The organism is Sporomusa sp. 246TCP1 (genome assembly GCF_057319775.1).
Genome location: NZ_CM170492.1, coordinates 5,738,405 through 5,760,511, shown reverse-complemented (window position 1 = coordinate 5,760,511; position 22,107 = coordinate 5,738,405). Strand labels below are relative to the sequence as shown.

Genomic DNA, 22,107 nt, shown 5'->3' with positions numbered 1-22,107 from the left:
CATTGCGCCACATAGGAGCCCATTTTATACTTAACTAAACAACAATAATATTTTAAGGAGGTATACAAAGTCAATGGCAATTTCAAGTATGATTATACAACCGGTGACTGGCTCTATCAGCATGGTATTACAAGCATTGTCAGCCATAAGCGGTGTTACCGTTCATTCCGTATCCCCTAAGCAAGAGATCATCATTGTGGTAGAAGCGGCCTCGTTAACACAAGTCAACGAAGTCGCCCGCACCATTGAAGTTAGTCCCGGTGTACTCGGCGTCTTCCCCACATACATAACAACAGCCGATGAGAAGGAAGATAGGATCAGTTAAGCTTTCGCCAGTTTTACAGCACATATTTTATATTCGGGCTGCTTGGAGACATCGTCAAAAGCATCAATTGTCACAAAATTAATCATTCTGATCATTTCAGTGTCGTGAAATGGCACGTACACCATCCCTGGCCGTGGTTGACCACGGCCATTAATTTTAGCCTTCAGCTGGCACTCACCGCGACGGGAAGTTATTTTTACTAATTCACCATCGTTTACTCCTATTTTACCAGCATCAGTCTGGTTAAGTTCAACATACATTTCCGGCATAGCACGTTTGAGTTCTGGCACATTCATTGTCATAGTGGACGTGTGCCAATGCTCCAGAACACGGCCGGTAGATAAATAAAAGGGATATTCAGCATCAGGGACTTCCTGCGGGTTGGCATGAGGTCTGGCAAAAATAACGGCCCGGCCATCAGGTTTGCCGTAAAACTGGATGCCTTCCTTAACATATGGATCATAGGGCGCGGCATAACGGATATAGGTATCCGGGCCGTTTGGATCCGGCACAGGCCAGGTCAAGCCCCGCTCTTTTTTCAGTCTATCATAAGACGGTAACTCCATTTTCGTACCGATAGTGCATTTACGGTATTCTTCCCAGATTTCGTCATTCGTTTTATAAGGAAATAGATCTCCAAAACCTAGCCGCTTAGCTACTTCTATAAGAGCCCAAACATCTGGTTTGGCTTCCCCTGGTGCTTCCACGGCCTTGGCAATATGCTGCGTACGACGTTCACCGTTGCCAAAGACCCCTTCCTTCTCCATCCATAATGCCGCTGGTAGAACAACATCAGCCAGTTCGCTGGTTCGCGTCGGATGGTAGGTTTCGGAAACAATCATAAACGTCTTTTCCATCCCCTCACGGTAAGGTTTAAGGTTAGGGATAGACTGTCCGGGGTTAGTACAGACAACCCATAATACTTTGAGCGCACCACTCGCTGCCGCCCGGAACAGTTCGATGGTATGATATCCCGGTTTCGGACTGATTTTAGCAGGATCTATCCCCCAGATTTTGGCGATTTCTTCCCGGTGTTTAGGATTAGCCACTACGCGATGAGCAGGCAGCAGATGAGATAGTGCACCTACTTCACGGATACTGCCGCAAGCACTTGGTTGGCCGGTAAGCGAAAACGGCGTATTCCCCGGTCGGCAGATTTTGCCTGTAAGAAGATGCAGGTTGTGCACCAGATTGTTGGCCCAAGTGCCATGAATCCGCTGGTTAAGTCCCATCGTCCACATCGACATCGTATTTTGGCCCTTTGCCGCAAATAAACGAGCCACTTCGCGAATTTGTTCTGCAGGCAGCTCTATCAGTCCTGTTACCCTTTCCGGCGCATAATCAGCGAGGAATGTTTTAAATTCATCAAAGGACAGTTTTTTCTCACCTTGCATAAAATTTGTATGTTGATCTACAAAGTCCTTGTCAACTAAGTTTTCCTCAATAATCACATAGGCCATGCTATTTAACAGAGCTAAGTCGGTTCCAGGTACAAACTGTAGAAAAACATCAGCTATATCGGCAGTACGGGTACGCCGGGGATCGACAACAATAATTTTGACGTTAGGATTACTATTTTTACGATCAACCAGCCTTGAATACAAAACCGGGTGAGCTTCCGCCATATTGGCACCAATAATGAAAAATACATCGGCTTGCTCAATATCCGCGTAGGACCCCATTGGTTCGTCTTCGCCAAAGGTGGTTACATACCCTGCTACCGCACTGGCCATACAGGTGCGGGGATTACCATCAATATTATTGGTACCAATCGCTCCCTTAAATAGTTTATTAGCAACATAAGCTTCTTCCGCGATATTCTGACCGGAACCATAATACCCCACTGAATCCGGCCCAAATTGGGCAATGGCTTCTTTGAATTTTGTGGCAATGAGATCCAAGGCCTCATCCCACGAAACGTTAACAAATTGACCGTCTTTTTTAACCATTGGATGGAGCAAACGATCTTTGGTATCCATAATTTCAGGCAGAAGTATCCCTTTGACACACAACTTGCCCTTATTAACAGTATTTTCCGGATCGCCTTTAACCGCAACTATTTTTCCTTTACTGACTCCTGCCAGTACGCCGCAGCCTACACCGCAGTACCGGCAAACACCCTTGACCCATTTTTCCGCGTCGTGCTGCGAGGTTGTCCCCTGTGCACCTCTACCGCCAGAGTCAAGCGAACAGCCAGAACTAACTAATGCCGTACTAACGGCAATCGCTTTTAAAAAATCCCGGCGAGAAAACTTCATGAAAAAACCTCCCGGCAAAATAGTAGTCTTATTTCTGCATTGCATCCAAGTGGCATCTGGCACAAGTATCGCGGCTTGGTACCGCGTTGTTGCGTTTGGTATCATGGACTAGGCCGCTATGACAGGTAACACAGGTCATGCCATCGTCAAAGTGTTTGACTGTATGCGGATCCTTTGCTGCCAGCGCCTTATCGGCATTGAGTTTTACTTTATCCTGATGACAGTTGTAGCAATTAATATCGTGCTCATTAGCTTTGGGCTCGATCTTTGAACTGGTAATATGCACATAGACTTCTTTCATTCCTTTGGCCTTAGTCTTCACGAGTCCGATGGCTCCCGGCTCGCCATGGCAATCCTCGCAGCCAACATTTTTATGTGCAGACATTTGCCAAGACTGATACGTTGAATTCATTTCATGACAAGAAGAACCACAAAACTCCGGACGAGATGAGTAATCGGCCATCCAGCCGGCAAAAATCAGTAAGATAACAAATATAGTGCCAACTACTCCTATATGCCGTCCTGTCAATTTTTCTTTACCTCTTACTACCATCCACAGATTCACTCTGTACAACACCTCCTTTCTGCTTGTTTTTCCATGTAAAATAGACCGCTTTTGCCGCGCAAGCATCTACGCAGTCGCCACAATTGGTGCAGGTCAGCTGATCAAGCGACCTGTGATTGCCGACATCCACCTGCATGGTACATGCATTTCTGCATTTATGGCAACTCAAACAATTGGAATGGTCAATACCAATTGATACCAGTCGCCATTTTCCTAGCAGGCCGTATAACGCCCCAACCGGACATACATTACGGCACCATGCTTTACGGTCATAAAGCCATTCCAAGGCAATAAGCGCCACCACAAAAAGTAATTCAAGTCCGACGCCGATGGCAACTGTTCTGGACAAAATGCCAATTGGTGATAGCATGGTAAACAGCGGTAAATTTGTTATTAACGCGGCTAATAAAAACAGAGCCAGTATTTGATAAGGCAACCAGCCATTTCTGTTTCTGCGAACCCTGGGGGCCCTGATACTGGCTGCAAGTTCAAACACCGTATTTAACGGACAAATCCAGCTGCAGAAAACCCGTCCTAACAGTAACGTTGCTAAAAGCAGCGGGATCATCGACCCAATAAGCGGCCACCAAATCATCTTGCCAGCCAACATAACCTCAATCGCCGCCAGCGGATCAGTAAGCGCCATTCCTACTGCCTGAGAGGATAAATAGGTTCCGAGCCACATCCAATTCGCAGGCCAAACAAGCGGCAGAAACAACAGAGAAAAAGCCAAAAGCTGAACCGTTCGCCGTACAACCTTAACCTTCATTAGCGTTTTCCTGCCTGAACTTTGATTGCCGCCGGCTCGGCAATACATACATGTTCACAGACGCCACACCCAACACAAATGTCCTTGTCGATAATCGGGCGTTTATGATCTTCCAGTTTGATGGCTTGATTATAAAACGGGCAGCTGGTATAACAGATTTTACACTCATCACCCAGCCAGGCCAGACAGGAGTCATGGTCGATCTCTGCCAGTCCCATCCGGACATTTGCTTTTTCAACTGGCCGCAGTGCACCGCTGGAACAGACACCAATACAATCCAGGCACAAATTGCATGCTGCCTCCCGGGGTATGAGATATGGTGTACCGATAGCCAACCCGCTATTGCCCTGCCCGATTTTAATCACCTGTTGCGGGCAAACCTCCGCACACTTACCGCAGCGAAGGCAGGTTGCCAAAAACTCCGGTTCATTCAGCGCCCCCGGCGGCCGGAGCAAGGCATTTTTCGCTTTATTATCAGTAAAACCAGATAGCAATAATGTCATGACGCCGCCGATAAACAAGGCTGCCTTAGCACCCCTTTCCATAAAATAAGCCTCCCTTAATTCTTCTCTGTCATCATCATACCGAAAGATAATGACAGAATTATTAAGTAATTCTTACAAAAGTATTACATTTCAGCAAGCAACGTAAAAGAAAAAGCCACCGATATAAAATCGGCAGCTGAAAAATATATTATTAAGCTCCTATATTGCATTAAAAGCTACATCCTGGTAAAAACCTGCTGAGAATTACTTATGTATCTTTACTACGAATACTAAATTCTGAACTTGCTTACAGCAACATCTCTACACGTTACTATTAAAACGTCATGCTTTTATCTTTTTGTAACCATTCAATTAAAATATTTTCCCGTGTTTTTTTGATTTTTTGTAATGCCTCCGGTGTCCAATCATAAAGTCCTGTACCGGTTTTCGCACCAAGATTTCCTTCCCGCATTGCCTTCTTTAGCAACTCGGAGGGTTCATTAACATCGCATAAATCAGCATATAAATAAGCAGCGATGTTATGGAAAATATCCAAGCCGCCTAAATCTGCTGTTTCTAGTGGGCCTGTCGTTGACAGGCGGCGGCCAATACTGTATTTTACAGCTGTATCAACAGCCTCCTGGGTGGCAATTCCGGATTCCACAATATATAAAGCTTCACGCAGCAGCGCCAGCTGCAAACGGTTGCCAATAAACCCTAGTGCTTCCCGCTTTAATGCTACTGGCTTTTTATCAATTATTTCAATTAGTTTCCAGGTGATGTCAACCGTTTCTTGTGACGTGTGTTTTCCTGGAACAATCTCAACTAAAGGAACAAGATGCGGCGGATTCCAGAAATGGGCAACAACAAACTTTTCTTTTCTTTGTAGCCCTTCGGCAATGGCTGTTGGACTAAGCCCCGAAGTATTTGTCGCAAAAATTGCATGCGGTTTCGTAAGTGCTTCAATTTTGGCCCAAACTTCTTTTTTTACAGCCAGATCCTCGGCAATCGACTCAATAACAAAATCTGCTCCTTCAGCTGCTTCTTCTAACGTTGTACAACCCTTAATTCTAGCTATAATTTGCGGAATTTCCTCTACTGTCACCAGCTGATTCTCTTTATATGTTTCTAAAGCTGCTTTAATATTGGCAAAACCACGTTCAACACTTGCTTTTGAACGGCCAAACATCCGGACATTATACCCTTTCTTAGCAAACAGCAATGCCGTGCTAAACCCCATTGTCCCTGTTCCTAAATTACAAATATTTTTAATATCTTCTACCTTCATGCAATACCCTTCCCTTCTTCATTTTATATTTCGTTTATACCGCAAACGGTATAAAGGTTAACCCTAGGAACATAATGATCCCCAAAACAATAAAGGCTACAAATGAATAACCGACAAAATCTTTAAACTCAAGTCCTGTAACGGCCATAAATGGTACCGCAAAAAACGGCTGTACTAAGGCTACCAAATCTCCGCCAAACATATAGGCAATAATTGTCTTTGCATCCGGTACACCTAAAGCTTGCCCTGCCGGAATCAGAAACGGTGCTTCAATAACCCATTTACTGCCCCCTGATGGGATAAAGTAACCAATAACTGCTGTAAGCATTGCAGCAATGGCTGGAAATGTAAATTCTGTACTGAAACTGATAACCCATTTAGATAAAATATCAACCAATCCAGTAAATTTCATAATACCAAAAATCCCGGCATAAAACGGAAATTGCAGAATAACTCCCCATGATGCGGAAGTAGATGCTTTAATTGCCTTTATCAAGTCTGCCGGTCTCTTATACAAAAAAATAATCAACATCAAGAAAATAAAATTGAGCACATTAATATCAAGTGATTTACCAAGTTCTACAAAATGATAATAAAGATACACGATAAACATGATCCCAATTATATAAGAAAACCACGGTGAGTATGTAAACCATTCACTTGGCGTTGTAATTTTAACGTTTTGAACGGTTTCCACTTTTTCGTCTTGTGCTAAATCCGGTCTTAAGTCGGCAAAAGTTTTAATTTTTGCCGCATCTGTCGGCAGCAAAATTTTCCAGAACAATAAGATAATTGCCAATACAGACACGCCAGTCAGAATTAAATTATAGGGATGAAAAATCGTTTGTGTGATCGGAATAACACCAATTTCTTTTACCATGAAGTGATTTGCTGTCGCAACAAGCAACGGAGCTGAACCAGATAACCCCATGTGCCAAATATAAAACGTAGTCCAACTAGCACCGCATAAGAAGCGATAATCAACCAAAATTCCTTTTTTCGCCGCCTGTCTTGCTAATTCTTTTGTGATTAATGCTGCAAAAACTAACCCAAATCCCCAGTTAAGATAATAACCAATGGAGGAAATAAGAACAGCCCATAAATACACTTGCGGTGCAGACTTCGGCTTGCTGCAAACATTGATAATCAGATTTTTACAAAGAGGTGTTGTCGCCAATGCATATCCGGTAATAACAATCAAAGCCATCTGCATTGAGAATTCCAGTAAAGTCCAAAACCCTTTTCCCCAGGCCTGCACAATTTTGTACGGATTATTGGGAGTAAAAATTGCCGCTAGCGCGAATGCTACAACGCTCAATACAAGCGCTATGACATATGAATCCGGTACCCAGCGTTCGGCGAATTCTGTAAAATAATCGGTCAATTTTTTTTTGCTTTGTTGACTTGCTTCATGACCAGTCATATAAAATTTCTCTCCTCGTTTCCCCATTTTTACTTACATTAACCACAACGAAAAGCCACACCTAATGTCCCGTCAGGATATTTCCATTGAACAATTCCTTTATCCTTACACATAATACGGCAGGTCCCGCATTCCAGACACCCGGCATAATCAAAGCTAATCTCACCATTATCATTCAGCCTGTATAATTTTGCCGGACAAACAACTAAGCATGGTTTATCTTTGCAGTTTGCACAAATCTCTTTATTCAAAAGAATATGGGCATTTTCTTCGTCTACATTAAATTTATCTAAGCCAAGTAATTCATCAACCCCTTGTCTTTTTACTGTCATATTGATTTGAACCCCTTCCATGCATCTGAGAGCAACTGTCCCATGCTTACGTATTTTTTCAAAATCTGATACATTGCTTTTGGCATTTTTTCTGGGACAGAGCCATCTACTTTAAATAAAAAACCCATCATTTCATTTGCCATTGCGGGGTAGGCAGTAACCATGCGTTCAATTCCCGTGATTTGCGGCCAACCAGCAAACAATTTCATTGTTGCTGTTACATGTAATTTTTCTAATTCCCTTACATATTCCGGTCCGACTTCACTTGAAGCTGCCCCTGCTAATACCGCATGTGCGGCAGCTACCCCGCTCACAATGGCCAAATCTATACCTCGGATAATTGTCCCCGTATTGATCACAAGCCCTGCCGCATCACCAATTACAAGAAAACCATCTCTATACAGTTTTTCCGGCACACTATGCCAGCCATTTTCTGGCACCAGGTGGGCACTGTACTCTATTGTCGTCCCGCCTTCTATGGCACGATATATGGCTGGGTGCATTTTGAAATCCTGATATATGTCGGCAATTGAGCGTTTTTGCCGGGCCAGTGCTTCCGGACTGAGTACAAGCCCAAGTGATATGCTGTCTTTATTGGTATAAAGAAAACCACCACCCTGCACGCCTGCGGTGTTACCAAGCAGTGTTCTTGCTACCCCTTCAGCTTCACAGACCTGAAAACGATTGTTGATAACCTCTGGCGGCAATTCAATGATTTCTTTTACCCCAACCCCGACTTCATGACCATTCCACTCTTTTTTTAAGCCGGCTTTTTGGGCCATAAAAGAATTTACGCCATCTGCGGCAATCACAATATCAGCATACATCTCATCTTCGCCGGCTTTAACGCCAACAACTTTGCCGTTTTTAATGATTAAATTGTTCACTAAAATTCCGGCGGCAAGCATAGCTCCCTGTTCTTCAGTTTTACCTGCAAACCATTCGTCAAAAGGTGCTCGAAGTACTGTATAGGACTGTGGGGGTATTGTTTCACTTTGTTCTGTTTCATCAAAATAGTCGATGGTTAATCCTGTTTTTTCTGTGAGCAGCATGATTTGTTCACGTACAACTTTACGTTCCAGAATGGCTTCTTTATACAATCCAGGTTCTACCAGTTCCAAAGCATATGTATATAAGCGACCTCCTGTAACGTTTTTATTGCCAGCTGTATCTCCACGTTCAATAACAAGGACACTTTTTCCTTCTCGTGCTAATACATAAGCGCACGCTGAACCGGCCGGACCGGCGCCAACAATTATCGCATCAAATTTTTCTTCATCTTCCACTGTATTTCACCTCCGGTCAGTCAGCATTTATTTAGCCAGTTTTTGAATTAATGCTGGTACAATTTCATAAAGATCACCAACGATGCCATAGTCAGCCGCTGCAAAAATTGGTGCATTTTCATTTTTATCAATTGCTGCAATAATTTTTGAATCACGAATCCCAGCTACATGCTGGATTTGTCCGGATACGCCAACCGAAATATACAGGTCCGGCTTTACCTTCTGTCCGGATAACCCAATATAAACGTCTGCCGGTAACCAATGATAATCTTCAGCGATACTTCTCGTACAGCCAATCACGCCACCTGTTTTCTCTGCCAAATTTTCGGCCAACTTCATATCTTCTTTAGTACCTAGCCCGCGACCAACACAGATAACTGTCTTGGCTGTTGTAATATCTGCCCCCTGCCGTACAATGGGTTCAGCACGGTCTACGTTAATTACACTGGCAATGGCAATATCTATTGCTACAACTTCTCCATTTATTGCGGTATCCAAACAAGCCTTTTCATAGGTGCGTGGCTCTATCGTCACAAGGCAGCCCTCGCTAAGTTCTTCTGTGCAAACAGCTAAACCACCGTACATCATCCGACTTGTTTCAATATTTCCGTCTTGCACATCAATACTAAATGCACTGTTAACTAACCCGCTGTTTAGCTGCGCCGCAAGTTTTGCAGCAACATCCTTTCCGCTTAAAGTACCACCAATTAAGACAACTTTCGGATTTTCGGCACGTAATACTTCAGCGATTGGTTGTGCATAATTTTCTATCCAATCGGTTTGTCCTGCCAATACCATTACTTTATCTACCCCGCAAGCAATCAACTCTGCTGCACATTCTTGTTTCGTCGTAATGGCAATTATTTTTTCATTTATTTTTTTTGCAAGATTCTGGCCTGCCGTTAAAAGTTGCAAAGCTACCGTACAGTCTTCAGAATATATCCAAATTCCAGCCATCGCTATTTCCTCCTTTACAACACACCATCTTTAGTCAATGCCGCAACAAAAGCTTCGACTTTTTCATCCACTGTACCGGCTTTATAAATTTGATTTTTGCGTTTCATAACAAAACCTTGTATTGATTTTATCTTAGTTTTTGGCTCAAGCGCCTTTACCTCCAAACCCAGATCAGTAACCTTCCATTCTTGCATCGGCTTCTTCGCTGCACCAAGAACTTGTTTCAGACTTGGAATTCTTGGCTTATTAATTTCAGGCAAAACGGTAATCACTACAGGCAATTTTGCACTAATTTGTTCTGTGCAATTTTCAAGTTTTCTTGTTGCGGTTACCGTATCTCCCTCAATCTTAAATTGTGAAACAAAAGTAATTGCCGGTATTCCTAATAAAGCAGCAACTCGCGGGCCTACTTGCTGCCCATAGGTATCTGAAGAACCTTCACCAAATAGTACCAAACCATAGTCGCCGATTTTTTTTATTGCTGTCGCAAGCACATTGGCAGTTACATAGCCGTCTGCCATATCCGCGGCGGCATCATTCACCCAATAACCTTTTGCCGGACCGCGCGACAAAGCATCTTTTAATGACTGCTTCGCTTTGCTGCTGCCAAAGGTCAAACTAATTACTTCCCCCTCACAGCCCTCAGCCTGCATAACTGCTTCTTCTATGGCATTCTTATCATACTCACTGATTTTTCCCTTGGCACGGCTCGTATCCAACGCCAGACTTCCAGCTGTAATCTTTATATCTTGTTCATCCAATACCCATTTGTAACAGGCAATAATGTTCATTTTATCAACCTCGCTAGAAAAGTTTGTCCATTGCCGCATTATCTTTTTGTAAAATTACCGGTAAACTGAGGTTTTTCTTTATTAGTAAAAGCACCCATTCCTTCAGCTTGATCTTCGCCGCTGAAACACAGGCCAAAAATGTAAGCTTCATACTGCATAGCATTGGCCATTGACATTTCTGACCCTCGATTGATTGCATCCTTAGCAAAACGAACAGCGGTCTGACTCTTCGAGATAATTGTTTGTGCTATTTTCTTAGCTTCTGCCAACAAATTTTCTAAAGGAACCACTTTCTGTACCAAACCAATTCGATAGGCTTCATCGGCTTTGATCATATCGGCGGTATAAATAAGGTATTTTGCCATACCGCGTCCAACTAACCGGCTCAAGCGTTGTGTACCGCCAAATCCCGGAATAATCCCCAGACCAACTTCAGGCTGACCAAATTTTGCATTCTCAGCTGCAATTCGAATATCACAGGCCATCGCAATTTCGCAGCCACCGCCAAGAGCAAATCCGTTGATTGCTGCAATAACAGGTTTTTCACACTGTTCAATTTTCAGGAATGTGCCTTCACCCTTTTCCGCCCAGCGTTTGGCCTCATCTGCATTTAAATCTTTCATTTCTTTTATGTCTGCACCGGCAACAAAAGATTTTTCTCCGGAACCGGTGAGAATAATAACTTTTATACTATCTTTTTTATTGATTTCTGTAAAAACATCGCTAATTTCCGACATTAATGCATCATTTAATGCATTCAGTGCTTTCGGTCGATTAAACGTTACTACCGCAGTGCCTGCTTCTTCTTGCACCAGTAAATTATTATATTCACCCATTTTTATCGACTCCTCTACGCATTTATATAGTAGCTGCCAACCCCATAATTTCATCTCTAAAGATTCTTTCATCCATGACTGTAAGGTTTGGCGATACTTTAACTTCGGCATCAATCTGTTCCAATACATCCTGCTGCAAATTAATCCCTGGAGCTATTTCTGTTAATACAAGACCTTCTGCCTGCAATTCAAACACAGCTCTTTCTGTAATAAAGAGAACAGGCTGATGAATCAACTTTGCATATTCAGCACTAAACGTAATCTGTTCAACTTTGGGAATAAACTTCTTTGCCTTGCCCTCTTTTTCAATTACCAGCTTGCCGTCTTCAACTCTGACTTTAAGACCACCTGCTGTCAAAGTTCCACAGAAAACAATCTTCTTTGCATTTTGCGAAATATTAATAAATCCGCCACAGCCAGGAATTTTAGGCCCAAATTTACTAACATTCAGATTGCCTTCACTATCAACCTGGGCAATTCCCAGACAGGTAATATCCAGATTGCCACCGTCATAAAAATCGAACATATCGGTCTGACAAACCATTGCTTCGGCATCTACGGTTGCGCCAAAACTTGCCCCGGCAGCAGGGACACCACCAAAACCACCAGATTCAACAGTCATTGTCAATGTATTCCCAAAACCCTCCTCTGCTGCCACTGCCGCAATTCCTTCAGGCATTCCAATACCAAGATTTGCCACAAAATTTGCTTTTAATTCCATTGCCGCCCGTCTCGCAATGATTTTGCGTTCAGTTAATGGTAATGGTTTTACCGCACCAAGAGGTAATTTTACTTCACCCGTATAAGCAGGATTGTAGTACTCACCGTTTGTTTGCAGAAATTTATCATTATCACCAATAACTACATAATCAACCAAAACGCCCGGGACTTTAATATCCATCGGCTTTAAAGAACCCTTAAGCGCAAGCCGTTCTACTTCGGCAATGACAATACCGCCATTTGCTTTCGCTGCGCCCGCTATGGCATAAGCTTCAGCAATGACAGATTCACGCTCCATTGTCAAGTTGCCATTTTCATCTACAGTACTTGCGCGAATCAAGGCTACATCAGGTTTATAAGCCTTATAATATAAATACTCTTCTCCATCGATTTCCATTAATTTTACGATATCTTCTGTTGTCTTGGCGTTAAGCTTCCCGCCTTCTAGGCGCGGATCGATAAAAGTCTTCAAACCGACTTTACTCAATACACCGGGCTTATTTCCTGCGGCCGCTCGCCAAAGATGGGTAACAATTCCCTGGGGAAGATTATATGCTTCTGTTTGATTGTTCGAAATAAGTTCACCCAAGCGAGGCGCCAGGCCATAATGCCCGCCAATAATACGCTTAACCATCCCCGGATTGCCAAAGTGATTTGACCCTTTCGTCTTGCCATCGCCAATACCGGCACTAAATTGAATTGTCAAATTTCTTGGATGACCACTCTTAAAAAAACTTTCTTCACAAACTGCTGTCAAAGTTTCCGGATGTGCACATCCAACAAACCCAACCATTCCGACGAAAGCATCATCTTTAATTAGCTGAACAGCTTCTTCTTTCGTAATGATTTTCATCTATACCACATCCCCTAAATTCTTCTGCTATCAATTATCGCAATAATGCACCGGCAATAACCATACGCTGCACTTCACTTGTACCTTCATATAAAGAACAGATTTTAGCATCACGGTAGCAACGTTCCACTTTAAACTGTTTAATATAACCATAACCACCATGCACTTGAATGGCTTTTGTACAAACATAATCGGCAGCCTCTGCTGCAAATAATTTTGCCATTGCAGCTTCTTTACTAAATACTTCTCCTCTATCCTTGGCTGCCGCTGCATTATACACCAGTAACCGTGCGGCTTGAATATGAGTCTCCATATCTGCCAGCATCCATTGAATTGCTTGCTTAGTTGCGATTGGCTTACCAAATTGAAATCTTTCTTTAGCGAACTTGATTGCTTCATCCAAAGCGCCCTGGGCAATCCCCAATGCTTGTGCTGCAACGCCAATACGTCCACCATCTAACGTTTGCATTGCATACTTGAACCCTTTACCTTCTTCGCCGATTAAATTAACTTTGGGAATACGGCAATTTTTAAAGATCAGTTCTGTTGTTTGAGAACCGCGAATTCCCATTTTATCTTCATGTTTACCGATTTCGAAACCAAGTAAATCTTTTTCTACAACAAATGCACTTAAGCCCTTTACACCTTTAGAAGGGTCTGTCAAAGCAAAAATAACATAAACATCTGCTACGCCGCCATTGGTAATAAAACATTTCGTGCCATTCAAAACATACGAATCATTTTCTAATGTAGCAGTACACGTGCCTGATGCCGCGTCTGTCCCGGCACCTGGTTCTGTTAAAGCAAATGCCCCCAATTTTTCACCTTTGCATAATGGTACAAGATATTTTTGCTTCAACTCTTCCAAGCCCCATTTATAAATAGGCCATAAGCCTAAAGAACAATGTGCTGAATATATAATTCCTGTAGATGCACATACTTTTGAAATTTCTTCCACGGCTAAGATATAACTTAAATAATCTGTTCCGGTTCCGCCATATTCCTCAGGATAAGGCATTCCCATAAAATCATGTGCCGCCATCTGCTTTATTGTTTCTGCTGGATATCTTCCCGTCTGGTCGATTTCGGCTGCAATTGGTTGACAGTACTCCATTGCAAATTCTTTTGCATTTTGTTGTAATAAAGATTGTTCTTCTGTCAGTTGAAAGTCCACAATAAAATCCTCCTTATACGCCATTCTTTCTCTAGACACTTTCGTCTGTTGTTTTTTGCATTGTGTCTATTAATTCTGTCTGACTTTTATTAACGCAATTCCCATGCCAAACCCTATAGAGTTGACCTAACTTTTTCATCATTACAAACCTTTAAAATAGTAAGATAATTGATTTTACTAAACGCAGCGGCTATTTTTATTCACGAAATTTATTTATTCTCAATTTTATTAACCTCGTTTTAAGACACAAATTCTAGATATCCTACACAAAAAAGTGTTGGAACAGCAGACACCCACCGTCTGTCCAACACTTTTATTTTTTCCGACATAAAAAGTGTCGGAAAGCAACCATTAGTCATTTGTCCTATCATTTTAAATTGCCGACAATACAAAGTGTTGGCATAGTAGACACTAGTCTCTATGCCAACACTTCGTTTTTTCCGACATTATGTGTCGGATTTGTATTGTATCGCAAATTTTTTCATCTTTTCGTATAAAGTCGATCTATGAATACCCAAAATTTTAGCTGCCACAGCTTTATTACCATGTGCTTCTGCTAATGCCGCCCGTAACTGCGATGGCTCATCTATTGCCGCAAGTCCTAATCGTTTCCCATTACTTTTATCCATCTGCCAATTAGACATGGGTAGCTGTTTCGCAGTAATTATCATACTCTCAACAGTCGCCGCGATCTGCTCAAGCACATTAATCAATTCTCTTATATTACCAGGCCATTTATAGGCAATCATTTTTTCAAGCGCATCCTCGGAAATCTGTTTAATCGTTATATTCAGATTATTGCAGATAACCGGCATCATCATTTCAATAATCTCACAAATATCTTCCTTGCGTTCCCGGAGGGGGGGTATCTCTAAGCAAACAACATGTAAACGATAATACAAATCTTCTCTAAATAAGCCTTTTGCCACTAGCTCCTGCAAATTTTTATTTGTCGCTGCAATAAATCTTACATTACAGACACGAACACTTTCCCCGCCCACATGCTCAAATGTCTTATTCTGCATAACTCTAAGCAATTTAGCTTGCATAACAAGCGGCATATCACCAATTTCATCTAAAAATAAAGTACCACCTTCAGCAACCTCAAACTTTCCTTTTTTTCCGCCCTTTTTGGCACCAGTAAAAGCACCCTCATCATATCCAAACAGTTCCGCCTCCAACAGTTCAGACGGAATCGCCGCGCAATTAATAGCTACTAATTCCTTATTTCTTCGATTACTCGCATTATGTATGGCTTGCGCAAAAAGATCCTTTCCTGTTCCACTTTCCCCCAAAATGAGAACAGTAGTATCAGTCGCCGCAATCTTAGCTGCTAAATTCTTTGCTCGAATCATCTTACTTGATTGACCAATAATATTTTCAAATGTCATCAATTGGGGCTGCAAATTATCACTTTTAATTCGTTTCCTAGCAGGATTTTTCTCCATAATTTTTCTATTCCGTTCCAGCAATTGTTCCACTTGACTAATATCCTTAAATACCGCTTCCCCAATTGCACCAACAACCTTACCATCTTTAAAAAATGGCAGCCGGTGAGCTATAATTTGACGACCATTAACCGACTGCATGTCGTCAATTTCTGGTACTCCGGTTTTTAACACAATATGCATTCTTGAATTTTCGACCGTCTCTTGTGCATTATGGTTTAATAAATTTTCCCGGGGAATTCCCATAATTTCTTCATAAGCATTGTTAACCAAACGGATAATATTATTCGTATCTACAACAATTAATCCTTGTTTCAGACTACTAAAAACCTGCTCAAGTATTTCCAGTTTAGCTTTCATCATAACAATTTTTTCTTGTTCAAAGTTATCCTTAGGTTGGATATCCTGTATGATTACTGTCGCACCAACAATTTTATAGCCTTCACAAATTGGTGCACGGTTCACAGTTAATTGCTGTCCATTTACCTCTATCGTTGCATTCAATTCCTTTTTTCCGGTAGTCATCACTTCCATAAGACGTGTATTCGGGATAATATCAGAAATAACTCTCCCTAATGCGCCCTCTTTCGTTACTCCAATCAATCGGGCTGCAACCTCGTTGATTTGAATGATAATCCCATAGAGATTAATGCAGATAACCCCGCTATACGACAATTGACTTAATAGCTCTACCGCACATTTATATTTACTTAAACTTTCATAAAAAATCTTAACAAAATCCTGTCGATTCAATAACCCAATAATTTTATCATCATAATCAACAACAGGTAAATGTGTAATCGGTATTTGCCAAGCTTCTTCCAACGTATTATCCGGATGTATCGTCACTACACTTTTTGTCATAATAGATTCAACACTAATAGAGGTTGGCAGCTGATTCATCATCGTATCAACAATATCTGTTCGCGTAATAAGACCACACAGCCTTTTTTCTTCATCCACAACAGGTACAGCTTCTAGCTTGTACTTATAAAATAAATTCACTACGTCTTTTAGTTGGGCTTTTTTATCTAATACATGAGGATTAGGCGCCATAAAATCTCGTACTAACATGGTATTTCTTCTCTCCCGTCCATTCTACGTTAGAATCTTATCAATGATTTCAAAATCCGAAAAATCACTACTCACCTACAAACTTATAGCCTACTCCCCACACAGTTTTAATGTGCGTGGGGGATGAAGGCGTAGGCTCAATTTTCTCCCTTAATCGCCGGACATGGACAGTCACGGTATTTTCATCACCCTCATAATCACTATGCCAAATCTTATTCAATAGCTGCATCCTGGTAAAAACCTGCTGAGGATTACTTACCAACAGCCAAAGCAATTCAAATTCCTTACTGGTAAGATTAACAGCTGTACCATTAATCGTAACCGCCCTGCTGCCAGGATCAATATACAGAGTACCACACTCCAAAGCCTGACTTGTCTGATTTTTCCCCTGCCCTTGTACCCGGCGAATAACCGCCTGTACCCTGAGAACCAATTCGATTGGACTAAAAGGCTTAGTTAAATAGTCGTCCACCCCTAGTCTAAGCCCTACAATCCGGTCAAGTTCATCGCCCTTAGCCGATAAAATGATGATGGGAACCGTGTACTCAGCGGTTAAAATCCTGCAGACATCAAGACCGTTGAGTTTTGGCAGCATTAAATCAAGGATCACTAAATCAGGCTGCTCTTTTTTGGCAACAGCCAGCGCACCCTCACCGTCAACAGCTTTGACAACCAGAAAATTTTCCCTTTCAAGACAATGCTTCACTATCTTTAGTATCTTCGCATCATCATCTACAACTAAAATCTTCTCGCCAGACAAACCTAACACCCCTTCACAATGACCGGTAAAACAAAGGTAAACGTACTGCCCCGGCCAACTTCACTTTCCACCCAGATCCGTCCCCCGTGCATTTCAACCAAATTGCGCGCCAGTGCTAATCCTAAGCCGCTTCCCGGATATTCCCTTGCTTCAGCACTATCAACCTGGCGAAACTTATCAAAAATATATTTTTGATCTTCCTGGTTAATACCGATACCAGTATCTTGTATCTTGACAACAACCTCCGGCACCTTTTCCTGATCGTACACCAAAGCTGCTGAAATAGTAATTTTCCCACCATTTGACGTAAATTTAATGGCATTACTGATTAGATTGCGGAAAATGTGAATCACTTTTTCACGATCAGCTACAATATTGGGAATGTCAGCGGAGATAGCAACAATAAACGTAAGTCCGTTCTTGCTTACTAGGGGAGAAATACTATGCATTAAATGATTCAGCACTTCTTTAATATCAATCTGGTTACAGTTAATTTTGGCAAGCCCGGCTTCAATTTTAGACATATTAAGAATGTCGTTGATCTGGCTAAGTAATTGGTGCCCACTTTCAAAGATATCCTGCAGATATTCCTGCTGTAGACTGCTGAGCGATTCACCCTCAGCCAATAGAATTTCCGCAAAGGCAATGATTGCCGTAAGGGGAGTGCGGAGTTCATGACTCATAACCGCCAAAAATTCTGATTTGAGGCGGTCTGTCTCGGTCAACTTGGCATTCATTGCTTGAAGCTTACTTCCTTGCTCCAGCAAACGCTGATTCGCGTCCGACAACAGCGCCGTACGCTCGGTTACTTTTTCCTCCAGGCCGTTATAGAGTTCGTTAAGTTTACTGGCCATCGTATTAAACTCTTCCGCCAAACTCCGCATTTCATCATAGGTTTGAATCTCGGTCAGCTGCGCTGATAAATTCCCCCGGCCCAGCTCGGCTACCTTGCCTGTCAATTCACGGATAGGCATGATAATAATATGTTCCATCATTAAATAAGTCAGCCCAATACTGACAAACATAATATAACGGCACTAAATACCGGAAAACACGATTGCCGTCAATTTCATCATAACCCCATAATTCCTTGAGGCTTTTGTCGGCAGCTAACTGTTTCATTGCTTCAATTTCAAAATTGTCCGGAGCATTATAAGGATCACGTACAATGGGCCGGGTCTGTTTAAATTTATAGCCGGAGTAGCCGTTAAAAATTTCACCGATGCCCTTGCCGACAGCTGCAGGATTTAAGTGTTTAAATTCATAACCGCCATCATAATTGGCATTAATCAAATCTTGCTTATCTGCAATAAATGATCTTGTAGCAATAAGCTGCTGAGCAATAACCTCCGCTTTTTCCTTCATTTCCGATTCAGCCTGAAAATTATATTGTCTAATATTCCAAAGGAGATTTACTGTCATCAAAACAATGGTTATGATGGCAATTCCTATCATAAATTTTATCGTAAGACTATTTTTAAACCGCATAAATTTATTACTCCCCAAAACGGAATATCACTTTATAAAAACCATTCTGCTTAAAAATGACAAAATCCTTTATTATTTTCATACCATGCTTCGCCTTTCCTGTTAAGGAAAATAGTCATAACCTACTTTTTTAGTAAGTTATGACTATTTACTCTACCAAGAATAGTATGTTCTGCTATTTTTATTCCTGCGTATTACGCTATGGATAAAATGCAAGTTCTGGAAAAAGTGCAAGTGAAGAAGTTTCAACCTGAAGCTCGGGAAAAAACACGAAACCAGGCTGAGGGGAAGGATTATCATCCCCACAACAAGGACATTCGCCCTGATAATAATGATAATCAAACTCGCAACCACACCACGGGCACACCTTATATAATCTAAAGGAACATACTTCATATAGTTTTAAGATCGAAGTGTATGTTTTGACACATTTTTTAGTGGGCTTCCGCAAATTCCAGTCAGCACAAGCATAACGAACCACAAGGATGCCTCCCATAATAGATTTTAATCTATACTATGTTAAGCACTAGCCACATGTCACATATAAAAAAGCGCGCGCCCTTGAGGATACGGCTCTAACCGCAGAGTACACAGAGAGCGCAGAAGGGAGATTATATCGAGACATTCCCTCTGCGTACTCTGCGTCTCTGCGGTTCAAAAAACATATACTTCTTATCTTAAGATAAACCGCTATCGCGGCCTTTTAATCTTCAGCCAATATAATAGTAATAATATCTATTATTTTAAAATAAGACCTTTTAAACTTTATTGTTTGAGTAATAACACTTCATACGACTGCGCCATTATCGTCAAGGCTGCACGTTCCTGACTGTCTAATGAATTATATTCTAATTGCCGAATTACGTAGTAGGCGGTAGAGTTTTTCGCCACTGCCTTTTTAATGTCCTCACCGGATATAACTTCAGTGCCATAGACATCTGTGTAAAAAGCAAATCCCGGATGTAAGAATTTCACGACATATACTGGTGACTTTCCATCATACACAGCACTAAAATGGCTGGCAATATCACGAGTGGTAACTTGAGGGGCTACTGCCGGTACTAGTACTGCCACCAATATAGTTGCGACAATAGTCATCGCCACAACTTGCCCCCAAAATCCAACAGCAGGATTACCTCGTCTCACTGCATACCAAACCGTACCGGCCATTGTTATCAGCATGGCAGCCATTACTAATAATCCGGTTGTCAGCTCAGGCATCGCCTTAACTCCAAAATATATACCGCCGACCAAAAGGACAACGAGTCCTGATAGTACAACTGGCCAGCTATAGCACAATCGATTATGTCTGTCCCCATCAAGCCAGCGCCCATGATACCAGCCAACCAGTAAAGCTAGTGGTGGATACATGGGAAGTATATACGTCACTAGCTTGGTGCTTGAAATGGTAAAGAAGATAAAAATAAAGAATGCCCAGATATTTAAAAATAGCAAAGCAGGTACCTGTTTTCTCCCTTCAGCCAACGAAGCGTAGACAGCTTGAACCAGGAGCGCTGTCCATGGGAAAAAGCCTAGCATCAACACCGGTATGAAGAAATACCAGCCGGAAGTCTCAGTGTGTTCTGCCATCGTAAACCGGGTGATGTTATGAAAGCCAATAAATGTATCCAGAAAAGCCGCACCATGAATTTGATACATTACAATATACCAGGGCAGCGCCACCACTGAGTAAATAATAACCCCTGCCGGTATCTTCATATTTTTTAGTTCTTGCCAATTCTTAGTTGCAAGCAAGTAAAAAAAGATAATCGCCACCGGAAACAGTAACCCTATAGGTCCTTTAGTGACACTGGCTAACGCCGCACAGAAATAGAAAAGATAATATTTCCTCTCCAAAAACGAAAGCAGAGCAGCAGTTAGAAATAGCGTTAATGTAATATCTGTCACTGCCGCTTTGGCGACATAAAAATACTCGATACTTGTGGCTAATGCCAGCGCCCCGACAATACCTGCAGTCTGGCCAAACAGTTTGCTCCCTGCCCGATACACCAGCAGCACACACAGCACACCTAACAATGCCGACGGAAAGCGGGCCGCAAATTCATTAACGCCGAAAACCTTGAAAGCTACTGCCACCAGCCAGTAATACATCGGTGGCTTATCATACCAATATTCACCATAAATCCGGGGTGAAACAAAATCGTCAAATGCAAGCATTTCCTTAGGCGTCTCCGCGTAAACCGGCTCATCCGGATCAAGCAAAGGAAAACTCCCTAGATGAAAAAATATAATAAATGCTGTGATACCTGCCACAATCCAAAATAGTAGTTTATTTTTTGGGATCATAATTTTCTCCATCATCTATTAACAATCTTATCGTTTGTCCCGCCGAAACAAAAGTACTCGTATGTATCCCCTTGAACTTATTCCTGTAAACTATTCTACCACAACACGTACTTTTCAAACACTGTTTTTGTTTTTGCACCAGAACCCCATAGCAAATACCTATTTTTTTATGCCTACTCAGCGGCTAAAAATTATTCTTGACAACAACTCCCAGCAAGCTCTATAATTTGAATGAATTCAATTATAGAGGTGCTACAATGGCTAGAACTCCACAAGACCCACAAATTAGAATCACTGAAATCTTAGATACTGCCGAATACTTATTTTCCAGCAAGGGCTACCTTGGAACTACAATTAGCGATATCGCCAAAAAAATGGGCGTTGCCCAAGGAATGCTCTATTACTACTTTAAGTCCAAAGAGGAAATTTTAGAATCATTAGTTATTCGTCAATCTTCTTCCTTCCTGGCTGAAATCAAAAAGATTGCTTATTCCGACAGTCTTATCCCTCCCCGCAAAATTGAATTAATGATATCTACCCTGCTCCAGGGCGTTCAATACAAAGGCGGATTGTATCTTGACTTATTGCATGACGATCAGCTCCAACAGGTTAGGTATAAAATATCTCGCCACAGTAACCTCTTCCTCTCACCATGGATATTAGAAGTCATTAATGAAGGAAACGAAAAACAATATTTTCATGTATCCCATCCACAGACAGTTTTGGATTTCATCCTGGTAATTACTGATCTTCTCATTGTTGCCTTGCCTCAGAAACTACCTGCTGAACTTTTGTCCTATCGCTTGAGAATGGCTGAATCCATTATCGAAAAAACGTTAGGAGCGCAGGACGGAACCATCCATATATCGCTATAAATCAGTATGCTATAATGCAATTTAATAAAAAAATTCCGCCAGCCAATGAAATGGGTGGGCGGCTTTTTTTAGTCTATTAATTGAATATATTCA

Annotated in this window: 21 protein-coding genes; 3 read left to right on the top strand and 18 right to left on the bottom strand. The window is 41.8% G+C overall.

Translation table 11 applies throughout. The features are described 5' to 3' along the window. Positions 1–73 precede the first annotated feature (73 nt). Positions 74–325 (top strand): chaperone NapD, encoded by a 252-nt coding sequence (locus AC1ECB_RS27230; protein WP_485666676.1) that lies wholly within the window; start codon positions 74–76, stop codon positions 323–325. Here the strand turns inward: AC1ECB_RS27230 and AC1ECB_RS27225 are convergent. From AC1ECB_RS27225 to AC1ECB_RS27145, 17 genes are all read right to left on the bottom strand, one after another. Further along, on the bottom strand, positions 322–2,583 hold the full coding sequence (locus AC1ECB_RS27225; protein WP_485666675.1) for a molybdopterin-dependent oxidoreductase: 2,262 nt from the start codon (positions 2,581–2,583) through the stop codon (positions 322–324). The genes AC1ECB_RS27230 and AC1ECB_RS27225 overlap by 4 nt on opposite strands. 28 nt (positions 2,584–2,611) lie before the next feature. After that, positions 2,612–3,148 (bottom strand): cytochrome c3 family protein, encoded by a 537-nt coding sequence (locus tag AC1ECB_RS27220; RefSeq protein ID WP_485666674.1) that lies wholly within the window; start codon positions 3,146–3,148, stop codon positions 2,612–2,614. Continuing rightward, positions 3,120–3,917, bottom strand: a complete 798-nt coding sequence (locus tag AC1ECB_RS27215) for a 4Fe-4S binding protein (protein WP_485666673.1) — start codon at positions 3,915–3,917, stop codon at positions 3,120–3,122. The genes AC1ECB_RS27220 and AC1ECB_RS27215 overlap by 29 nt, the downstream gene beginning before the upstream one ends. Next, positions 3,917–4,462, bottom strand: a complete 546-nt coding sequence (locus tag AC1ECB_RS27210) for a 4Fe-4S dicluster domain-containing protein (protein WP_485666672.1) — start codon at positions 4,460–4,462, stop codon at positions 3,917–3,919. The genes AC1ECB_RS27215 and AC1ECB_RS27210 overlap by 1 nt, the downstream gene beginning before the upstream one ends. Positions 4,463–4,736: 274 nt before the next feature. After that, the gene (locus tag AC1ECB_RS27205; RefSeq protein WP_485666671.1) at positions 4,737–5,690 is read right to left on the bottom strand and encodes a 3-hydroxyacyl-CoA dehydrogenase family protein; all 954 of its coding nucleotides are present in this window, start codon (positions 5,688–5,690) and stop codon (positions 4,737–4,739) included. Between the two features lie 34 nt (positions 5,691–5,724). Next, entirely contained in the window at positions 5,725–7,113 is a 1,389-nt protein-coding gene (locus AC1ECB_RS27200) for a short-chain fatty acid transporter (RefSeq protein WP_485666670.1), read from the bottom strand. 38 nt (positions 7,114–7,151) lie between these two features. Next, positions 7,152–7,445 (bottom strand): ferredoxin family protein, encoded by a 294-nt coding sequence (locus tag AC1ECB_RS27195; RefSeq protein WP_485666669.1) that lies wholly within the window; start codon positions 7,443–7,445, stop codon positions 7,152–7,154. Beyond that, positions 7,442–8,731, bottom strand: a complete 1,290-nt coding sequence (locus AC1ECB_RS27190) for an FAD-dependent oxidoreductase (protein WP_485666668.1) — start codon at positions 8,729–8,731, stop codon at positions 7,442–7,444. Before AC1ECB_RS27190 ends, AC1ECB_RS27195 begins: the two co-directional genes overlap by 4 nt. 27 nt (positions 8,732–8,758) lie before the next feature. Beyond that, positions 8,759–9,688 carry an electron transfer flavoprotein subunit alpha/FixB family protein gene (locus tag AC1ECB_RS27185; protein ID WP_485666667.1) on the bottom strand — a complete coding sequence of 310 codons (930 nt, stop codon included), beginning with the start codon at positions 9,686–9,688 and terminating at the stop codon, positions 8,759–8,761. A gap of 14 nt (positions 9,689–9,702) precedes the next feature. Continuing rightward, positions 9,703–10,479 (bottom strand): electron transfer flavoprotein subunit beta/FixA family protein, encoded by a 777-nt coding sequence (locus tag AC1ECB_RS27180; RefSeq protein WP_485666666.1) that lies wholly within the window; start codon positions 10,477–10,479, stop codon positions 9,703–9,705. Between the two features lie 38 nt (positions 10,480–10,517). Further along, the gene (locus AC1ECB_RS27175) at positions 10,518–11,315 is read right to left on the bottom strand and encodes an enoyl-CoA hydratase-related protein (protein ID WP_485666665.1); all 798 of its coding nucleotides are present in this window, start codon (positions 11,313–11,315) and stop codon (positions 10,518–10,520) included. Between the two features lie 22 nt (positions 11,316–11,337). Further along, positions 11,338–12,888: an acyl CoA:acetate/3-ketoacid CoA transferase gene (locus tag AC1ECB_RS27170; protein WP_485666664.1), complete on the bottom strand. Its 1,551-nt coding sequence runs from the start codon at positions 12,886–12,888 to the stop codon at positions 11,338–11,340. Between the two features lie 34 nt (positions 12,889–12,922). Continuing rightward, complete coding sequence (locus AC1ECB_RS27165; protein WP_485666663.1) at positions 12,923–14,062, bottom strand: acyl-CoA dehydrogenase; 1,140 nt, start codon at positions 14,060–14,062, stop codon at positions 12,923–12,925. Positions 14,063–14,508: 446 nt separating this feature from the next. Further along, positions 14,509–16,584 (bottom strand): sigma 54-interacting transcriptional regulator, encoded by a 2,076-nt coding sequence (locus tag AC1ECB_RS27160; protein WP_485666662.1) that lies wholly within the window; start codon positions 16,582–16,584, stop codon positions 14,509–14,511. Between the two features lie 67 nt (positions 16,585–16,651). Beyond that, entirely contained in the window at positions 16,652–17,344 is a 693-nt protein-coding gene (locus AC1ECB_RS27155) for a response regulator transcription factor (protein ID WP_485666661.1), read from the bottom strand. A 2-nt stretch (positions 17,345–17,346) separates the two neighbouring features. After that, complete coding sequence (locus AC1ECB_RS27150) at positions 17,347–18,339, bottom strand: sensor histidine kinase (RefSeq protein WP_485666660.1); 993 nt, start codon at positions 18,337–18,339, stop codon at positions 17,347–17,349. Next, a complete protein-coding gene (locus AC1ECB_RS27145) occupies positions 18,305–18,832 on the bottom strand; it encodes a Tll0287-like domain-containing protein (RefSeq protein WP_485666659.1) in 528 nt (175 codons plus the stop codon). Before AC1ECB_RS27145 ends, AC1ECB_RS27150 begins: the two co-directional genes overlap by 35 nt. Positions 18,833–19,033: 201 nt before the next feature. On the opposite strand from AC1ECB_RS27145, the gene AC1ECB_RS27140 reads away from it, so the two are divergent. Beyond that, a complete protein-coding gene (locus AC1ECB_RS27140) occupies positions 19,034–19,213 on the top strand; it encodes a hypothetical protein (RefSeq protein WP_485666658.1) in 180 nt (59 codons plus the stop codon). A 384-nt stretch (positions 19,214–19,597) separates the two neighbouring features. On the opposite strand, the gene AC1ECB_RS27135 is transcribed toward AC1ECB_RS27140, so the two are convergent. Beyond that, positions 19,598–21,139 carry an ArnT family glycosyltransferase gene (locus AC1ECB_RS27135; protein ID WP_485666657.1) on the bottom strand — a complete coding sequence of 514 codons (1,542 nt, stop codon included), beginning with the start codon at positions 21,137–21,139 and terminating at the stop codon, positions 19,598–19,600. A gap of 257 nt (positions 21,140–21,396) precedes the next feature. Here AC1ECB_RS27135 and AC1ECB_RS27130 point away from each other — a divergent pair, with 257 nt between their 5' ends. After that, entirely contained in the window at positions 21,397–22,014 is a 618-nt protein-coding gene (locus tag AC1ECB_RS27130; RefSeq protein WP_485666656.1) for a TetR/AcrR family transcriptional regulator, read from the top strand. Positions 22,015–22,107 lie beyond the last annotated feature (93 nt).